Source organism: Veillonella sp. 3310, assembly GCF_003999875.1.
In the GTDB taxonomy this organism is placed as follows: Bacteria; Bacillota; Negativicutes; order Veillonellales; family Veillonellaceae; genus F0422.
Genome location: NZ_RQVJ01000003.1, coordinates 1 through 17,170, shown reverse-complemented (window position 1 = coordinate 17,170; position 17,170 = coordinate 1). Strand labels below are relative to the sequence as shown.

Annotated in this window: 11 protein-coding genes and 1 pseudogene; 2 read left to right on the top strand and 10 right to left on the bottom strand. The window is 38.9% G+C overall.

Features of this window, described 5'->3' with window-relative positions:
- Window positions 1-149: 149 nt before the first annotated feature.
- From EO127_RS05080 to metA, 5 genes are all read right to left on the bottom strand, one after another.
- A complete protein-coding gene (locus tag EO127_RS05080) occupies window positions 150-482 on the bottom strand; it encodes a helix-turn-helix domain-containing protein (protein WP_062401468.1) in 333 nt (110 codons plus the stop codon).
- 114 nt (window positions 483-596) lie between these two features.
- A complete protein-coding gene (locus EO127_RS05075; protein WP_127448276.1) occupies window positions 597-1,370 on the bottom strand; it encodes a hypothetical protein in 774 nt (257 codons plus the stop codon).
- An 84-nt stretch (window positions 1,371-1,454) separates the two neighbouring features.
- Window positions 1,455-2,507: a hypothetical protein gene (locus tag EO127_RS05070; protein WP_127448275.1), complete on the bottom strand. Its 1,053-nt coding sequence runs from the start codon at window positions 2,505-2,507 to the stop codon at window positions 1,455-1,457.
- Between the two features lie 492 nt (window positions 2,508-2,999).
- Complete coding sequence (locus tag EO127_RS05065) at window positions 3,000-4,268, bottom strand: O-acetylhomoserine aminocarboxypropyltransferase/cysteine synthase family protein (RefSeq protein WP_127448274.1); 1,269 nt, start codon at window positions 4,266-4,268, stop codon at window positions 3,000-3,002.
- A gap of 47 nt (window positions 4,269-4,315) precedes the next feature.
- Window positions 4,316-5,275: a homoserine O-succinyltransferase gene (metA, locus tag EO127_RS05060; protein ID WP_127448273.1), complete on the bottom strand. Its 960-nt coding sequence runs from the start codon at window positions 5,273-5,275 to the stop codon at window positions 4,316-4,318.
- A gap of 1,103 nt (window positions 5,276-6,378) precedes the next feature.
- Here metA and EO127_RS05055 point away from each other — a divergent pair.
- Window positions 6,379-7,005, top strand: a complete 627-nt coding sequence (locus EO127_RS05055) for an RNA polymerase sigma factor (RefSeq protein ID WP_127448272.1) — start codon at window positions 6,379-6,381, stop codon at window positions 7,003-7,005.
- Window positions 7,006-7,342: 337 nt separating this feature from the next.
- On the opposite strand, the gene EO127_RS05050 is transcribed toward EO127_RS05055, so the two are convergent.
- The 3 genes from EO127_RS05050 to EO127_RS05040 form a co-directional block, all read right to left on the bottom strand.
- On the bottom strand, window positions 7,343-7,546 hold the full coding sequence (locus EO127_RS05050; RefSeq protein ID WP_127448271.1) for a DUF1659 domain-containing protein: 204 nt from the start codon (window positions 7,544-7,546) through the stop codon (window positions 7,343-7,345).
- Between the two features lie 14 nt (window positions 7,547-7,560).
- A complete protein-coding gene (locus EO127_RS05045; RefSeq protein ID WP_164742293.1) occupies window positions 7,561-7,794 on the bottom strand; it encodes a DUF2922 family protein in 234 nt (77 codons plus the stop codon).
- Between the two features lie 159 nt (window positions 7,795-7,953).
- Complete coding sequence (locus EO127_RS05040) at window positions 7,954-13,518, bottom strand: YadA-like family protein (protein ID WP_127448269.1); 5,565 nt, start codon at window positions 13,516-13,518, stop codon at window positions 7,954-7,956.
- Between the two features lie 834 nt (window positions 13,519-14,352).
- On the opposite strand from EO127_RS05040, the gene msrB reads away from it, so the two are divergent.
- Window positions 14,353-15,321: a peptide-methionine (R)-S-oxide reductase MsrB gene (gene msrB, locus EO127_RS05035; protein WP_127068397.1), complete on the top strand. Its 969-nt coding sequence runs from the start codon at window positions 14,353-14,355 to the stop codon at window positions 15,319-15,321.
- Between the two features lie 280 nt (window positions 15,322-15,601).
- On the opposite strand, the gene EO127_RS05030 is transcribed toward msrB, so the two are convergent.
- On the bottom strand, window positions 15,602-16,414 hold the full coding sequence (locus EO127_RS05030) for a class I SAM-dependent methyltransferase (protein ID WP_127448268.1): 813 nt from the start codon (window positions 16,412-16,414) through the stop codon (window positions 15,602-15,604).
- 423 nt (window positions 16,415-16,837) lie between these two features.
- Window positions 16,838-17,170: pseudogene (tuf, locus tag EO127_RS05025) on the bottom strand (elongation factor Tu); the annotation flags it as partial.

The following is a 17,170-nucleotide window of genomic DNA, read 5'->3' as shown; positions in this document are numbered from 1 at the left end:
TTTGATAGAATTTATCATTTGTATTTAGCTATATATACAAAAAATAACTATAGACGCCTATATTCTCAATTATTACTTCTCAATATAGTTTTTGATAATAATTATATTATCAATTAGATATCTAAGAACACAAACTAGTTTCCATCCAGTTAGTGCAACTGATTCGATTCATATCCCATGACTCGTTGCTTAATCTTATACATCCGTACCCGCTGGTGATCGATTTCATCATGACACACCAAAGTTGCCACATCAACCTGCAAAGTCTTGGCGATCAAATACAATACCTGCACAGATGTCCCTAAGGAACCTTTAGCACCTTCAATTTTTGCTAAATAACTTGGACTAATACCACATCGTTTAGATAACTCTTTTTGTGAAAGTCCCTGACAACGTCTAACCCAAGCAATTTTTCTGCCTAAACAAATACAAAACTCTTCATACTCTGGCATTGATTCCATCGATTGTAAATGCGTTCCCATATCTATACACCTCATTCCAAAAGTATACGACCGAACTGCTCTACTCACATTATATACAGGTGAAATTCATAAATCAAGAACATATCTGATACGCTGGTTTTCTAAAATATCATTCTAAAATAATGAGACAGATGCATCTCGACTTTCATCAGCCCCTGTATACACAAAATTATCTAATAAGTGCAACAAAGTCTGCAAATCATATCTATGAATATCATCATATTCAATCTCTATCAAATATCGATGCGTAGGATCAGCTTTCATAATCATATCCAAGGTAAACGTTACATAGGGTCCATCTGGTGTAGGCTGTTCGAATCGCTCCCAGCGAGCCATTGTCATATCATCTCGAGATAATGCCCCCACTTCTACTACTGTGAACTCTTTAAAAACTTCGGGACTTTTTCGACGCAAAACTTCTATATAGTCCGCATCCGTCATTCCTTGAATTGGTGTGTCATACCATGTAGTATTCCACTGTTCCTGGGATTCTCCTTTCGGTGCTACATTATCTATACGAGTTACCGTCATATTTACATCTTTATCCAAATGCAACAGAACTCCTACTGTATGTCCCTTACCTTTAAGTTCGGTCGTATCAATCCATACCATCGTTTGTATTGCCCAAGGAATCGCAAAGCGAAAATGCCCTTCACGACTATTGATGTACGTATAATGTGGTATATTTTTTGTTTCTTTATTGTTTTCTATCAAACTATTTTTTAAATAGTGGTCTCCTATAAAAAATGGTACTCCTTTTTTCATTCTTCCCTGGTCTATGACTGTAACCATAGGCTTTACCTGTATATCATTTGCTAGACTTACAGTGCTTGTGAAAGTTGCAATCGCTATGCCACATGCTAAAGCCTTCCAAAATGTCTTACCCATTGTTGCATCATTCCTCCCTCTTTTCTCTTCCTAGTAATGTTCTCCCTTAGTCTATGCCAATTTTCACCAACTATTTTCGCTAACTCATTCTTTCTCTAGCCCTATTCGACCAGACCGTTGGATGGTAGCCTTCGTCTTACTCGTATCTTCCCAGGTGGATTGGGACGTAATCCCTTCTTCTGTAATTCTTAATTCCTGCTCTTTGCGCACCGATGGCTTGTTTTGGCTTAACTCCTGATGGTATAAATCTTCAAGATCCGTTACATCCTTCGTTTCCATCCACATGTCTGACAGCAACGCAGATGGTAGGTTATACTCTTCGCCTGCCAGTAAAGGGGCTCTCTGCTTCTTAGTCTGTTGTTTTTCGTTTTGCTGAGCATCTGCATCACTTTCATCTGGCAAATACTCCAGAATATCCACTAAGTGTTTCAATGATTCTATACTATACTTTTGGATATCATCATAGGTGAAAGTAATCACATACCGATGCGTAGGGTCGTCTTTCAAAATCATGTCTACCGTAAAACGTACTTTCGAACCTTCTGCTGTCATTTGCACAGATCGGTCCCAACGAGCCGCCGTCATCTCTTCTCTCCACAACAAGCCCCCTTCAAGCTGTGTATATTTTTCAGATAAATGTGGATCTTCACGTCGCCAAATTGCCATATACTCCTCATCCGTCATCCCTTGGATTGGTTGGTCATACCAGGTCGTATTCCATCTCTCCTGAGAAACACCTTGCGTTGGTGTATTATCTCGTCTCGTGATCATCATAGTCGTATTCTCGTCAAAATCTAGCAAAAATCCCTCTATATGTCCGCTATCTGTAGGAACAACCTTATCAATCCAATGAATATCTTTCACAGTGCCAAACATAGACACCCGAAAATGAGCTGGTCGGTGGCTAATATAGAGCCCCCTCTTCTCTGGTGCAGCATTCTCCTTTTGTAATACGAAGTGTTCCCCATCTATTCCTTGAGCATCTACTGTTTGTACACTATCTAACTCCTTTGTGAAAGTCCTCACCGGTGTTCCCTCTATAGTATACGCCATACCTACAAAACCGGTGAAAGTAACCATCGCCATGCCACATACCACAGATTTCCACCACGTATTTTTAACTAGTTTGCTTTTCATTCGTTGATTTCCTTTCTTACTAATTCCTTTATACACCCTATGCAATTTCTATATATGTCTATAGTTGACTCCATCTCGATATCTAGATAACCACCTAATAGGTTATTACCGTATCATCGTGCTTTTATCTAATATAACTATATATCTAGTATACCATAGCTTGCATTGTATATACCCAAACTGCCATTCATGCATATCGGCACTGGTTCCGAGGATACTCTCATAATCACTATATAAATATACTTAGGAGTGACTATCATCATAGATATCGCAAAATATAGTATAAAATCATATATGATAAAACCCTAACATATAGGAAAATTGGCGTCTTTAATCAACTTTCCACTATTACATTGGTCATAATTCTTATCACACCCTATCTAAAGATTATTTTGTCCCATAACCATAAAACGTGTTCATTACTATCCGCACAACAAAAAGAGAACCCACTATTGTGAGTTCCCTTATATACTACTATACAGTTGCTATATCTTACAGTTTATCCAATGCTTGTGCTAAGTCAGCAATGATATCATCTACATTTTCGATACCGATAGATACACGTAATTGTTCTGGTTTTACACCTGCTGTCAATTGTTCCTCTGGGCTCAATTGGGCATGTGTTGTACTTGCTGGGTGGATAACCAAGGATTTAGCATCCGCCACGTTTGCAAGGTTAGAGAAGATTTCAAGAGCATCAACGAATTTGATACCTTCCTCTTTGCCACCTTTCACACCAAATGTAAACACTGCGCCAACACCATTTGGGAAGTATTTGTCAGCCAACGCTTTATATGGGCTGTTTGGCAATTCAGGATAATTTACATAAGCAATTTTTGGATGGTTTACCAAGAAATCTACTACTTTACGAGTGTTTTCTACATGGCGTTCTACACGCAAGGACAATGTTTCAATGCCTTGAATAATCAACCATGCTGCTAGTGGAGTAATGGCTGCCCCAGTGTCACGCAATAATTGAGCACGTACTTTCACAGTGAAAGGAATTGGAAGATCGCCGTATACTAAACCATTGTAATGTACGTCGCCTTCTACGAATCCAGGATAACGGCCGCTTGCTTTGTAGTCGAACTTACCACTTTCAACGATAACACCTGCGATCGTTGTACCATGACCGCCTAAGTATTTCGTTGCGGAGTGCACCACCACGTCTGCGCCGTGCTCGAATGGACGGAACAAGTACGGAGTGCCGAATGTGTTGTCCACGATGACGATGATACCATGTGCGTGGGCGATTTCAGCGATAGCCTCTAAGTCCACAAGGTTCGCACCAGGGTTACCAACGGATTCTACATAAACAGCTTTCGTGTTGTCGTCGATGGCTGCTTTGAACTCATCTAAGTTGTCTGGGTTCACAAATTTTGTAGTGATGCCGAAACGTGGCAATGTTGCACTGAACAAGTTGTAGGTACCACCGTACAATGTGGATGCCGCCACGATGTTGTCACCAGCGGACGCTACGTTTTGGATGGCGTACGTAACCGCTGCAGAACCGGATGCCACAGCAATCGCACCAGCACCGCCTTCTAATTGTGCCACACGGCTTTCCAATACGTCTTGCGTAGGGTTACCCAAACGAGTGTAGATAGGGCCTGCATCCGTTAAGGCAAAACGGCCTGCCGCTTGCTCTGCATCTTTGAATACATAGGAAGTTGTTTGATAAATTGGCACCGCACGGGAACCTGTTGCGTCTACTGTATGTCCTGCGTGTAATTGTAATGTTTCAAATTTGTAATTGCTCATGTTAAACTCCTCATCATTCTTAAATCTTTACTATCTATTGACTAGGATTAAATGACCCAGTCTTGTATATATGCTTCTTCAATCGGTCTCGATTGTAATTCACTGACCTCATACGGTGTTTCTTGGTACACATAATAGTTTAACCAGTTTGAATAGAGTATGGTCGATGCAGATCGCCATCGAATGATGGGCTCTTTCGTCGGATCATCATCAGGGAAATAATTTTCTGGAATTTCAATCTCTAATCCTAACTTTCTATCCCTATCATACTCTTGGTATAAAGTATCTCGATCATATTCTGGATGTCCAAAGATAAACACATGTTTATTATCATAGGACCGGGCGATACCAACACCTGTCTTATCCGCGCGGGCTAGTACTTCTAACTGAGGGTGAGCGTTGATTTCGCTTTCACTCACCGTCGTATGCCGTGAATGAGGCATATAGAAGAGTTCATCTAGACCACGCATAAGCATGGGCTTACTGTTCTGCACTTCTTGTTCATATACACCGAATAACTTGGTAGGCAAATCTTCCTTGTGGATACCGAAGTGCTTATAAATCCCAGCTTGAGCTCCCCAACAAATATAGAGAGTAGAACACACATGGGTTTTGCTCCATTCCATAATTTCTGAAAGCTCATCCCAGTAGTTCACTTCCTCAAAGGGCATTTGCTCTACCGGAGCACCTGTGATAATCAAGCCATCAAAGTATTGATCTTTGATTTCCTCGAAAGTCCTGTAAAAGGTTTCCAAATATTCTTGGCTTGTGTTACTCGCTGTATAAGACGCCGTGTAAAGAAAGGTGACCTTTGTTTGTAACGGTGTGTTACTCAAAGCACGAAGCAGTTGAATTTCCGTCGTTTCTTTCCGTGGCATCAAGTTCACAACCACAATGTGGAGTGGCCGAATATCTTGTGACTCTGCCCGTTCCGAATCCATGACGAATATATTCTCTTCTGAAAGTTTCCCTATGGCTGGTAATCCTTTCACTACTCGTATAGGCATTCAATCCACCTCTCTTTCCAGTAAAACCTATCGATTAACGATGAATTAAGTATACTAGGATGTCCATCATATGTCAACAATATACGTACATTTATCCTTATATAGGATACATATTATCATATATAGCCATTACCTATAACGAAATAGCAAGTCCTTAAAATTGCAAATACCCCAGCGCGTACTAATCCTTTGTCACATTTACTCATATCACAATTATATATACCTTAGTAAAATAAGTAGTATTTTTTCTGGAACTGTGCTAGAATATAGACATAAAAAGAAGAGCCATCAACGTGTGAACGGCGTTAGGCTCATCTCAAAAGTTTAAAAATTTGATGATGCCTAACGTGTATAAGTGTTGCCAACACTTATCTTTTACGTTAGGCTTTATCATTTCTAGTTAAAGAAACGATACAAATCTATAATTAATTTTAAAAATTTTACTAATACAAGTAATTTTTTCAAAAATTTCATAGAAACCACCCCCTCCCTTATTGGGAAGAGATGAGCCCAACTCACGTTGATGACTCTTTAATTTTATTATAGTACAAATCACACATATCGTTGATAATAATTACCAACTACTTAAAAAAATATAATTGGATATAATTATCCCTAAAAAACGCCGTTAAGCGTAGCAGCCTTTGTGGCGCTTCTTACTGACTAAATCAAACAAAAGCAAGAAGCCCATGGCGTGCTCCTGAACAAACATTATTAAATACCGTTTGTGAAGGAGTATGCCATGGGCTTCCCTTTATCATATTCAATTAAGACCGCCACAAGGCTGCATAATATAACAAGTGAGTATCTTTTAGTTATAGCCACTTTTTGATCCTTTTATATTCTATTAGAAACAACAAGCATATTGATTATAAATTTTAAATTCTATATGCTAATTTGGCATATATGAGCAATTTTGACCATTTTAATGATGACTTTTCTCAATTTTTGATTTATAATTCTAATTAATAGCACAAGCGCTTGTAACAGAATCGAGTTCTCAATTTAAATACGTAGGAACAAGGAGGTGATTCCAGAACTTGCGGACAGATAACGTATTCAGAAGTACAACAATGATAAGTCCTTTCAAAAAGGAGATTACTATGACAAAATCTTATATTTCGAAAGGCCTTCAAGATGTATGTCCCGATTGCGGGGACGATTATTATACCGATGAAGAACTGGTCGCCTTAGCCCAAGCAGGGCATACATCGGCTACTGTTATTCTATGTCATCGCTACGTACCACTTATCAGCCGCTATTCTCATGTGCGTCAACTTCGCAGTATGGAAAGCGATTTAGAAGCTACATTATGGGAGACGTTCTTAGTCTCTATCCAAACGTACGATCTGAACGGGAAGGTCCCCTTTGCAGGGTTTGTAAAATCTCGCATCCATTATACGGAAATGAATCTTTTCCGTAAAAGCGTTCATCAATGGAATCATGAATCTTTACTTCATGAAGAGGATGAATCGAATCCAATTATCCACATCCCTGCCGAAGATGATACAGAGCAGGAGGCCCTTGCTCACTTACAAATGGCAGCGTTGAAAGAGGCACTTTCACGGATTGATACCGTGCATGCCGCCCTATTAGAGCAGATTTTATTTCAAGGTAAATCCATTAGTGATATGGCTGAATCATATGGAATGAGCCGCCAAGGAATGCACAAAAAATATAAAAAAGCTATCGCTTTGGTACAACAAGAGTTAGAACGATCTAAAGATTAATTTAACTAAGGACTAAGGACTTATCATAAAAAACCTGAATCTCCACTTTCGAGATTCAGGTTTTTCCGTTTCTATGATATAGCTTTGTCATCATCAACACCCTGCTTTCTAGGTATGTTTTTTACATATAGCATAACAATAGCCATCCTGCTATGCATTAGCAAGATGGCTACGGTAATCCTCGGCACTAAGGTCATATATACGATTGATTTACATGTCCCTCTGAGATATGTGGTTCATTTCTGTCTAAAGGTCTATCCTACCTTATCGTTTCAACCACTTTAATACCCAAAGGGTGATTCTAATAATTTTTAATGCTTTTTCAAGCTTTTCCATATTACGCCTCTAAAGCGATGGCATTATTACGCACAACCCCTACCAATGGATAGGCATATAACTTACCTAATGCATCACCTACAGCTTTTACATCCTCATCGGTGGCGCTTTCATTGACATAAGCAAAATTAGCCACTTTTAGATTATGAATGCCTTCACCTTTTTTAAATTGCAATTGTAATTTGGTTACCATTGTTGTTGTCATAGTCTATATCCTCCTTATTCTACCACTGTAGACTCTGTAGTTACTAATGCACCATGTTGAAAGTTAGTCAAACGTTGATCTTTACGACCACGAAGTACATCTTTCTCCACCATCAGTTGACCTACTGTGTCAATTTCAGTTTTTGTAATACCTTCTTTAGGGAATGCTACCACAATATTCACTTCTTCTTTAGATGTGTCGGTAAAAACCAAATGTAATTCTTTTTTCACTACTGTACTTGCTGCCATAATGTTCTCCTTTCCTAGTACCAAGTGCTTACACTTAGATACATTCAAAAAAAGAAGAGTTGTCAACCAAATACAAAAAAAGACTGTAATCAGAATGATAGGATTCATTTGATTACAGTCTTTTCTATATAACGCTTAGATTACGCTTACGAGTCTATATTAACCTTGTAAACGGCTTAATACTGTTGCTAATTGAGCTTTTACAGCATCAAGTTCTGCACGTTGAGATTTGTTTTCTTCACGTAATGCATTGATTTCACCTTTTTGTTCAAGGTTTTGAGCTTCTAAAGCGCCCATTTTATCTTGCAATACGTATGCGGAGCTAATTGGACCTTGTCTGTATACATCTGCTACAGCTGTTTCGTCTGCTTTAGATCCTACTTTCCAAGTAATACCAGCATTTGCCATCACTTGGCTACGGTTACCACCAATAGCAGCACCTGCATGGAACATCAAAGATTCATTTTTATAATGTGCCACACCTAATGCTAAGGAGTTTTGACCTTGGTAGTGACCTACACCAGCCATGATTTGAGTTGGTTCTAATGGATCGTATTGGATAGGTTTCAAGGCAGATAACGCAGCTGCTTGAGAACCAACACGGTTCACTTGACCTTGTAATTGGTTAGTAATTGCTTGCATATTGCCTGCTGCATCACGTAATTGGCTTACATTAACTGCATCAGTATCTTTTTCACCAGGAGCTACATTAGTGATTTTTTTACCACCGTTGTTCAAGCCCTCTTTGGAAAGAGATACTTCACCCATGCTAATTTTTCCTTCTTTTCCATTTAAGGAGATAGCATTAGCATCATTAGGAGTACCTACAGTAACAACACCGTTATCACCGAATGTTACTTTACCAGCAGTATCACCTTTACCAGAAATAGATGTAATATCTTTCAATACAGGTTTTAAAGAGTATGTAAAGTTTGTACCATCTTGTGTAAGTTTTAAGTTATTTCCAGCATTGAAAGTAACAGTGTTACCAGCTTTAACAGCTTGTTTACTTGTACCTTCCACTTCACCAGTGCCAGTTGCACCGCTTGTTGCGTTCCACGCTGCATTATTGATCGCATCAGCTACATTACCGATAGTAGCAATTTTACCTTTGTCTGCTTCCGGAACAGATACAGTACCAGCTTTTACATCCTTACCAGCTGCATCTTTACCGTCTTTAGCGTTAACAGTAATTGTGCCAGTGTTAACTTTCACGCCAGCTTCAGAGACATCAATAGATTTATCAGCTGGTTTTACATCGATGTTGCCTGCCTTATCTTTTTCTAAACCTTTACCAGGTTTTACAGCAGAGTTAGCGATTTCATCTTTTATTTGTTTTACAAATGTAGGATTTACTTTAATACCCTTATCACTTACAGTGATCGTATCTCCATCTGCTTTAACAGTGATTTTGTTGTCCTTACCTACTTCTAAGCCATTACCAATGTTTACACTGTATTTCACAGTAGATGTTTTTCCATCTTTACTTTCCACAGTAGCTGTTGTACCAACACCATCTACGAAGTTTACAGTATCGTATGGTTTTACAAAATCTACATCCTTATCATTACCTTTTAAGTTCCAACCTGCATTTAGTACATCACCTACAGTAGCTGCGTTATTTGGGTTAACCTCATTTTCACCAGTACCCATTGTTGGAGCTGCTTGAGATTTAGTAGCTTCACCTTTATCATCTTTATTTTTAGTTTCAGGCAAGTTGCTTGCAACATTAGTAATATGTTTATCAGCAGTAATAGTAACAGGTTTTTCTTCATCTTTTTTACCTATTGTTACGTCTCCGCTCTCTTTTAAGGTAATAACAGTAGGTGCAGCACCTTTACCAGCGATAGAAGTAATACCTGTCAACTCTGGATTCAAGGAATATGTGAAGTTTGTACCATCTTGTTTGATTTCAAGATTATTACCAGCTTTAAGCGTTATTTTGTTGCCATCTTTAACTTCTTCAGTAGATGTAGTATTACCTTTTGCTTTTTTACCAGTACCTTCAACATCAGATGTAATGGAGAATCCAGAAGAATTAATATGTTTCTCTAATTCATCTTTAAGATCTTGTACATCATTTTTAACGCCAGTTAATTGATTTACGTTAACACCATCTGTACCATCTGTACCTTCTTTAACGTTTTTAATTTGATTACCACCATTGTCCAAGCCATCTTTTGTCAAGGAAACTGGTTTTTTATCCGCTGCTTTAGGAGTGATAGTCATACCATCTGCATTGATTACAGTTGTATCACCTGCAGTATTTTTGAAAGATGCACTTGTTAAATCTTTCAATTCTGGATTTAGAGAATATGTGAAGTCTTTACCAGCTTGTTTAAGTTTTAAGTTATTACCGGCTTTTAAAGTAACAGTGTCACCAGCTTTTACAGCTTCTTTCGTTGTGCCTTCAGCTTTGCCAGTTCCCTCTTCACCACTTGTTGCATTCCAAGCTGCATTGTTAATCGCCTCTGCTACATTACCGATAGTCGCAATTTTGCCTTTATCTGTATCTGGAACAGATACTGTACCAGCTTTGTCACCTTCCGTTACATTAGTAATAGAACCAGTGTTAACTTGTAAACCCTTGTCTCCTACAGTGATTGTAGTGCCGTCAGCTTTTACTTTTAAGCCTTCCTCAGTAGTTTCTAAGGATTTATCAGCTGGTTTAACTTTCACACCTTCAGCTGTTACTTCGATAGATTTATCAGCTGGTTTTACCTTAATGTTACCATCTGTATCTTTTTCCAATCCATCGCTTGTTTTAACAGTGGATTTACCGAGTTCATCTTTTAATTGTTTTACGTTAACTGCATCAGTATCTTTTTCACCAGCTTTAACATTAGTGATTGTTTTATTGCCATTGTCTAAGCCATCTTTGGAAAGAACTACATCACCTGCAGTTACTTTACCATCTTTACCATCGATTGCTACAGGGTTATCTCCACCTACAGTAACAACACCATTTGGTCCAAAGGATACTTTACCAGCACCTTCACCTTCACCAGTGATAGATTTGATACCTTTTAACTCAGGTTGTAAGGAATATGTGAACTCTTTACCAGCTTGTTTAAGTTTTAAGTTATTACCAGCTTTTAACGTAACTTTGTCACCAGCTTTAACTTTTTCTTCTGTTGTGCCTTCAACTTCGCCAGAGTCTTCTTTATCACTTGTTGCTTTCCAAGCTGCACTGTTGATAGCCTCTGCTACATTACCGATAGTAGCAACTTTACCTTTATCTGCCTCAGGAACAGATACAGTACCAGCTTTGTCGCCTTCTGTTACATTAGTAATATTACCAGTGTTAACTTGTAAACCCTTGTCTCCTACAGTGATTGTAGTGCCGTCAGCTTTAACTTTTACACCATCTGCTGTTACACTAATAGATTTATCTGCAGGTTTTACTACGATTTTACCGTCATCACTATTAGTTAAACCGTTGCCAATTTTTGGAGATGCATTGTTGATCATATCAGCTACGTTTTGAGCTGTTGTTAAGGCATTGCCTTTCGCTTCATCTTTAGGTTTTACTTGACCTGTAGCTGGGTCTTTTTCAAGTTCAGCTGTAACAGGAGTGATAGTAATTGTGTTATTGGTAGCATCTGTTGTCAATACATCTTTGTTAGCAGATACCACTTTTAATGTTTGACTATCTAATAATACGTCAGCTTTAGATGTACCATCAGTTGTCGGTGCAGCTTGATCTACTGTATCACCAGCGATTTTTAAATTCACAGAGCGAAGTTGCGCTACGTTTACTGCATCAGTATCATCTGTACCTGCTGCTACATAATTAATTTGACGAGTCATGCGAGGCGTACCTACAGCCACAGCTGCTGTAGATGCAGTTAATGCATTACCTCGTAAACCAGCATATGTATTCATACGGTTTTCGTTAAGATCATAGCCTTTACGCGCTTCTGTATCTGCTACGGAGTAGGAACCTAAACCAACACCATTATCCACTGTAGCTTGTGCTTTTACACCGATGGCTACCGCATGGTCAGCAGTAGATTTAGCTTGTGTACCGATGGCTACAGAGTTTTCATTTGTTGCATTTGCATCAGTACCGATGGCAATAGATTTTTTACCTTCTGCCACAGCCCGTGTACCAATGGCTAACGCAGATTCTTTCGCACTTTTATAAGCCGCTTCTAATGTTGCCTTAGCTGTATTTAACTTAGTTTCTTCTGCTGTTGCAGCAGCTGTTGTATCTGTTACTTTTTGTTTTAAAGCTTCATCACTTGTATTTTCTGCAATCAAATCTTGAGCGCGTTTAATCAAACGTGTTACATCCGCTGTTGTTGTACTAGCTGCATTTTCATCAAGTGCCGCTATTTTTTTCAACGCAGCCAATTGAGCTGTTACAACTGGTTTAGCACTATCATAGTTATTATTGGACTGTATTTTTCCAAAAAACTCATCTTGTAGAGCTGCATTATCTACCCCTAATGTTTGAAGCAATTGCTTTTCTTCATTAGTTAATGTATATAGAGAAATCCCAAAGTCACGAGCATCACTAGCCAAACGTTTTTGAGTTGCTTTACTGTCGCTTTCTGCTGTTAACTTCGCATCTTGAGCTGTAATATAAGTACTATACGCTGTATTATACGTATTCAATGCTGTAGATACAGTGGTTGCTAAGTCTGCATTACCACCTGCTACAGAGTCATTACCAAAGGCAAAACCATGTGTACCCATAGCACGAGCTGTTGTACCTAAGGCAATCGCACCTTGTCCTGTAGCAAAGGCATTTTCCCCAGCTTTGCCGTCCGCTTTGCCGCCATTACCAATTGCAATGGCTTGTGCTCCATAAGACGTAGCAGCACGACCGATAGCCATTCCACCTGCTGTAAACGCACGAGCTCGGTCACCTACAGCAACGCCAGACGTTTCTGCTACATGAGATCCAAAACCTACCGCTACGGCACGTCCTGCTTTAACACCTGTACCAGACTCTGTACCTACAATCGTATCACTTGCTGCTCGCGTAGTTGCATTATTACCTACTGCTGTAGCAAATGGATTATAAGTAGCTGATGTAGTACCTACTGCCGTAGAGTAAGCCCCACTTGCTCTTGAAATATTACCAATGGCAGCTGCCCCTACTTCATAGGCTTTTGCAATTGGACCTACTGCCGTAGCCGCACCTTGTTGACCTGTTGTTTCCGCTTGGTAACCTACCGCTACGGATTGAGTGAAATTCGTACGAGCTTCTGGACCAATGGCTACAGATTCTTTATAATCACTTTTTGCATTTCTACCGATAGCAATCGCACCAGTACCCGATTGGTATGTCACGCCACCATGGTCACGTAACGAAGATGCATTTGTACCAATAACAACCGTATCAGTATAGGACGCATAGGCATTCCTACCAATAGCCACTGTATTTGCTGTATGCTTTTCTTGATCTGCTTCTGGGATAGCTGATTCACTGACACCGGCTAAGCTAGATTTACCAAGCGCCACACCAGCTTTGGCATTAGTCACTGCTAAATGACCTACAGCAATAGACCCTTCTTGTACAGCCTTACTATTGGTGCCAAACGCAGTACCTTCACCTGTACCTGCTACATTATCTACAGCGAATGTAGTAGTCATACCAGCTACGCTAAATGCCGTCACACCTAAAATAGCAGCCATAGCAGCTAAACGATTTACTTTTTGTTGACTTTGTGCATGTGCTGCATTTGTTCGAACAATTTCATTACGTTTTTTCATGATTCTCCTTTTCCTTAAAGATTGAAACACATTATTGACTTACTATACTACACGATTAAGATGACATATGAGTGAACAAAATGCACTTGATAGGTGCAAATTTAAACGAAAATTTTTTTCATAACCTACCACATAGTTGCACTATAATTCATATAATTTCACTATGCATCTCAATTTATGCCACAATTATACAATTCTTACTTATAAATGTCAAACGAATTTTTCATGAAGCTTCATGAAAATAACTATCTCCCCACACTAGCAAAAAACCACTTAATAACCATTCTTTATAAACAGTATGTATAGTATAGTATAGTATAGTATAGTATAATTATTCATACTTATACACCCTCTTGATAAACATCAGTGTATTTAATAGTTCTCTGCTATAAGCCGTTACATTTTATTCTTATTTTACTTATTCCTACCTATTTGCTATACTATATTTGTCGATGTGATACTCGACAGGAACTATGAAACCTCATAAGTTCCAGCCTTTCAAACTACTTACATATGTGATAACGGTGACTTCCCATACACACCTATAGTTATCACAAACAAGCCACCTACTCGGCCCCATACGAGTTAGGTGGCTTTCACCTTTATAAACAATCTTATGAGGAATGTTATTACTCTGTTCATCATTGCATCATATATCTTATACCTGTAATAACATTATTTTATACACGCTTTTATACAAACGCATGCTATAATTAAAATCAAGTATATACTAATGCTATCTAATCAATAACATCACATTATTTTCTCTAGTAATATAAAAATAATACATCATATGCATCATCACTAATATAGACAACAAAAAGGAGTGATAGTATGAACAAAATTATTTACCTAGGCGGCGGTTGTTTCTGGGGTGTTGAAAGCTACTTTCAACGCATTCCAGGTGTTGTAGATACTGAGGTAGGTTACAGCAACGGCACTCAGCCAAATCCAAGTTATGAGGACGTATGCCGTGGCAGTGGTCACGTAGAAACTGTAAAAGTCACCTATGATACATCCGTGATCTCCCTCCCTAAAATTCTACAGTATTTCTTGCGCATCATCGATCCTTTCAGCATCAATAAACAAGGTAACGATGTGGGTGTACAATATCGCAGCGGTGTATATTATGAAACTCCTGATGACAAAGCCATCATCGAAGCTACTTTGGGACGTGCTAACAGCCACTACAAAGAGCCTTTTGCCATCGAAGTCTTACCGCTAGCCTCCTTTTATCCAGCTGAAACCTATCACCAAGATTATTTAGACAAAAATCCAAACGGCTATTGTCACATTAATGTGTCCAAAGCTTATGAACCTTTGGTTGATGAAAGCGACTACGAACGAAAATCTGACTCTGTTTTACGAGAAGAACTCAGCGACTTAGCCTATTCTGTAACACAACAGAGTGCTACAGAACGACCTTTCTCTCATGGATATACAGATGAGTTTCGTCCCGGTATCTATGTAGATGTTACCTCTGGAGAGCCTCTTTTTATCTCTGCTCAAAAGTTTGACTCCGGTTGCGGTTGGCCTAGCTTTGCGCAGCCTATCAACAGCGATGTGATTCGTTACTATCAAGATGATAGTTTAGGACATCGTCGCATCGAAGTGCGCAGTCGCATTGGCGATGCTCATTTAGGACATGTCTTTGAAGATGGGCCCCAATCTATGGGCGGCCTCCGCTATTGTATCAACGGCGCTGCATTGCGCTTTATCCCTTTAGAAAAACTTGAGGAAGAAGGATATGGTAGTTTGCGTAAGTTCGTAGAACGTAGCGAAGCTTTATCTCAAGATTCTTAAGAATATTACCATACAATAGATTGGCATATGTCCAATATCATTTTACGACTACAGTTCATCGTAACTGACAACACAAAAGACTGTAAACTCAGGGCTATATTCCCATGTGTTTACAGTCTTTTATTGTTATATAGATACTATATGATTATGTATTCTGTCTATGGCGATAGAGCTAGCATTCTTGAACACTATATTTATACTGCTAAAGTACGTACATCCCTATAGATTATGCATATGCTATCATATCCCCATAAATTCTGTATCTTACAAGTGCAGAAAATTAGATACGCCACGAAATCCATGCAATGGTATCTGTTGTATGGTTTTCTAATTTGCCATCTACAGCTTTCTCCGATAAAAATTTACGAATTTCTTGTTTGATAACTTCTAAATCACCGCCCACTTTGCGATGTACTCGTAAACAGAAATAATCCACCGCCTCATCGACGGTTAAAGTTTCTACTTCTTCCACCGTTTTGTAAGTAATGTTTACATCTTTTCCAATTTTGTTAACTGTGCCCAAGCAATCTTGTAGCATGGATTCCCAAGGACTTCCACTTACACCATATCGCTCAGAATAGATAGCATCTAAATATTCATCTTTTCTATCGGCGAACATGATACACAAACAATATTTACGGCTAGCTCTATGCAAGGCATGTAGGTTCGCTGTGTCCGACATGATAGGACAGAAAATGCTGTATACCAAATCGAATTGCTTATCCCATCCCAAGGCTTGCCGTGCCTCTTCGGACCATGGTCCTAACCATAAATCTAGTGAAAGCCCTTCACTTTCACTAATTGCTTTACCACCTTCTAGCATGCCCGTGGACAGATCGACGCCAGTTACTTTCACCCCATTACGAGCGAGTCCCATAGCATAGTCACCAGTGCCGCAACCTACATCAAGTGCAGTTTCTCCTTCTGTTGGATGGATGCCTAACTCTTGTAATCGTGCTACAAAATCCACCACTTGCGCCACACGATCCTCGCGCTTGTGCATATTGACGAAGAACTTAGACGTTTGATTCCAAGATTGTTGCTCTTCTTGCCAACCTTCCATAGAAACAGGCATTGTTGTGATTGTACTCATGAAAACCTCCTTGTAACTGTATACCTAGTAGGCTAGATATAATTTACATGTATATGACTACTATTATTATATATGATATTCCTAAAATTATATATGATATAAATTATCAATTCATATATTTTAATTATACTATACAATAAGCTCCTATGCTGTGCCTATGGCAACAAAATCTATAAAACTATACATCTTAAACGCTTATACTTACTTATGATTCTAGTATTCTATACATCTATTCTATCATTATAACAACAAACACCATGTGATAAGATATAACTATCGTAAGTGTAAATACATATAATATGATAAAGATACATGCGTTGCTGGACTAGTTGCACGCTTTTGGAATCATATCTATATAAAGATCATTAACACACAAAAAAGCGACCTTACGGTCGCTTTTCATATTTAGAATCTAGGATTCAATTATGCTTCGATAGCTGTAACAACACCAGCACCTACTGTATGGCCACCTTCGCGGATCGCGAAACGTAAACCTTCTTCGATAGCGATTGGAGTGATAAGCTCGATGTTCATAGTGATGTTATCACCAGGCATACACATTTCTGTACCTTCTGGTAAGTTGATAACGCCAGTTACGTCGGTTGTACGGAAGTAGAATTGTGGACGGTAGTTGGAGAAAAATGGAGTATGACGGCCACCTTCTTCTTTTGTCAACACATATACTTCTGCTTTGAATTTAGTGTGAGGTTTGATGGAACCTGGTTTAGCCAATACTTGACCACGTTCGATGTCTTT

Coding starts and splice junctions, on each gene's coding strand:
- EO127_RS05075 (WP_127448276.1), bottom strand. CDS start 1,370: ATGGGTAAGACATTTTGGAAGGCTTTAGCATGTGGCATAGCGATTGCA.
- EO127_RS05080 (WP_062401468.1), bottom strand. CDS start 482: ATGGGAACGCATTTACAATCGATGGAATCAATGCCAGAGTATGAAGAG.
- metA (WP_127448273.1), bottom strand. CDS start 5,275: ATGCCTATACGAGTAGTGAAAGGATTACCAGCCATAGGGAAACTTTCA.
- EO127_RS05045 (WP_164742293.1), bottom strand. CDS start 7,794: ATGGCAGCAAGTACAGTAGTGAAAAAAGAATTACATTTGGTTTTTACC.
- EO127_RS05040 (WP_127448269.1), bottom strand. CDS start 13,518: ATGAAAAAACGTAATGAAATTGTTCGAACAAATGCAGCACATGCACAA.
- msrB (WP_127068397.1), top strand. CDS start 14,353: ATGAACAAAATTATTTACCTAGGCGGCGGTTGTTTCTGGGGTGTTGAA.
- EO127_RS05055 (WP_127448272.1), top strand. CDS start 6,379: ATGACAAAATCTTATATTTCGAAAGGCCTTCAAGATGTATGTCCCGAT.
- EO127_RS05070 (WP_127448275.1), bottom strand. CDS start 2,507: ATGAAAAGCAAACTAGTTAAAAATACGTGGTGGAAATCTGTGGTATGT.
- EO127_RS05065 (WP_127448274.1), bottom strand. CDS start 4,268: ATGAGCAATTACAAATTTGAAACATTACAATTACACGCAGGACATACA.
- EO127_RS05030 (WP_127448268.1), bottom strand. CDS start 16,414: ATGAGTACAATCACAACAATGCCTGTTTCTATGGAAGGTTGGCAAGAA.
- EO127_RS05050 (WP_127448271.1), bottom strand. CDS start 7,546: ATGACAACAACAATGGTAACCAAATTACAATTGCAATTTAAAAAAGGT.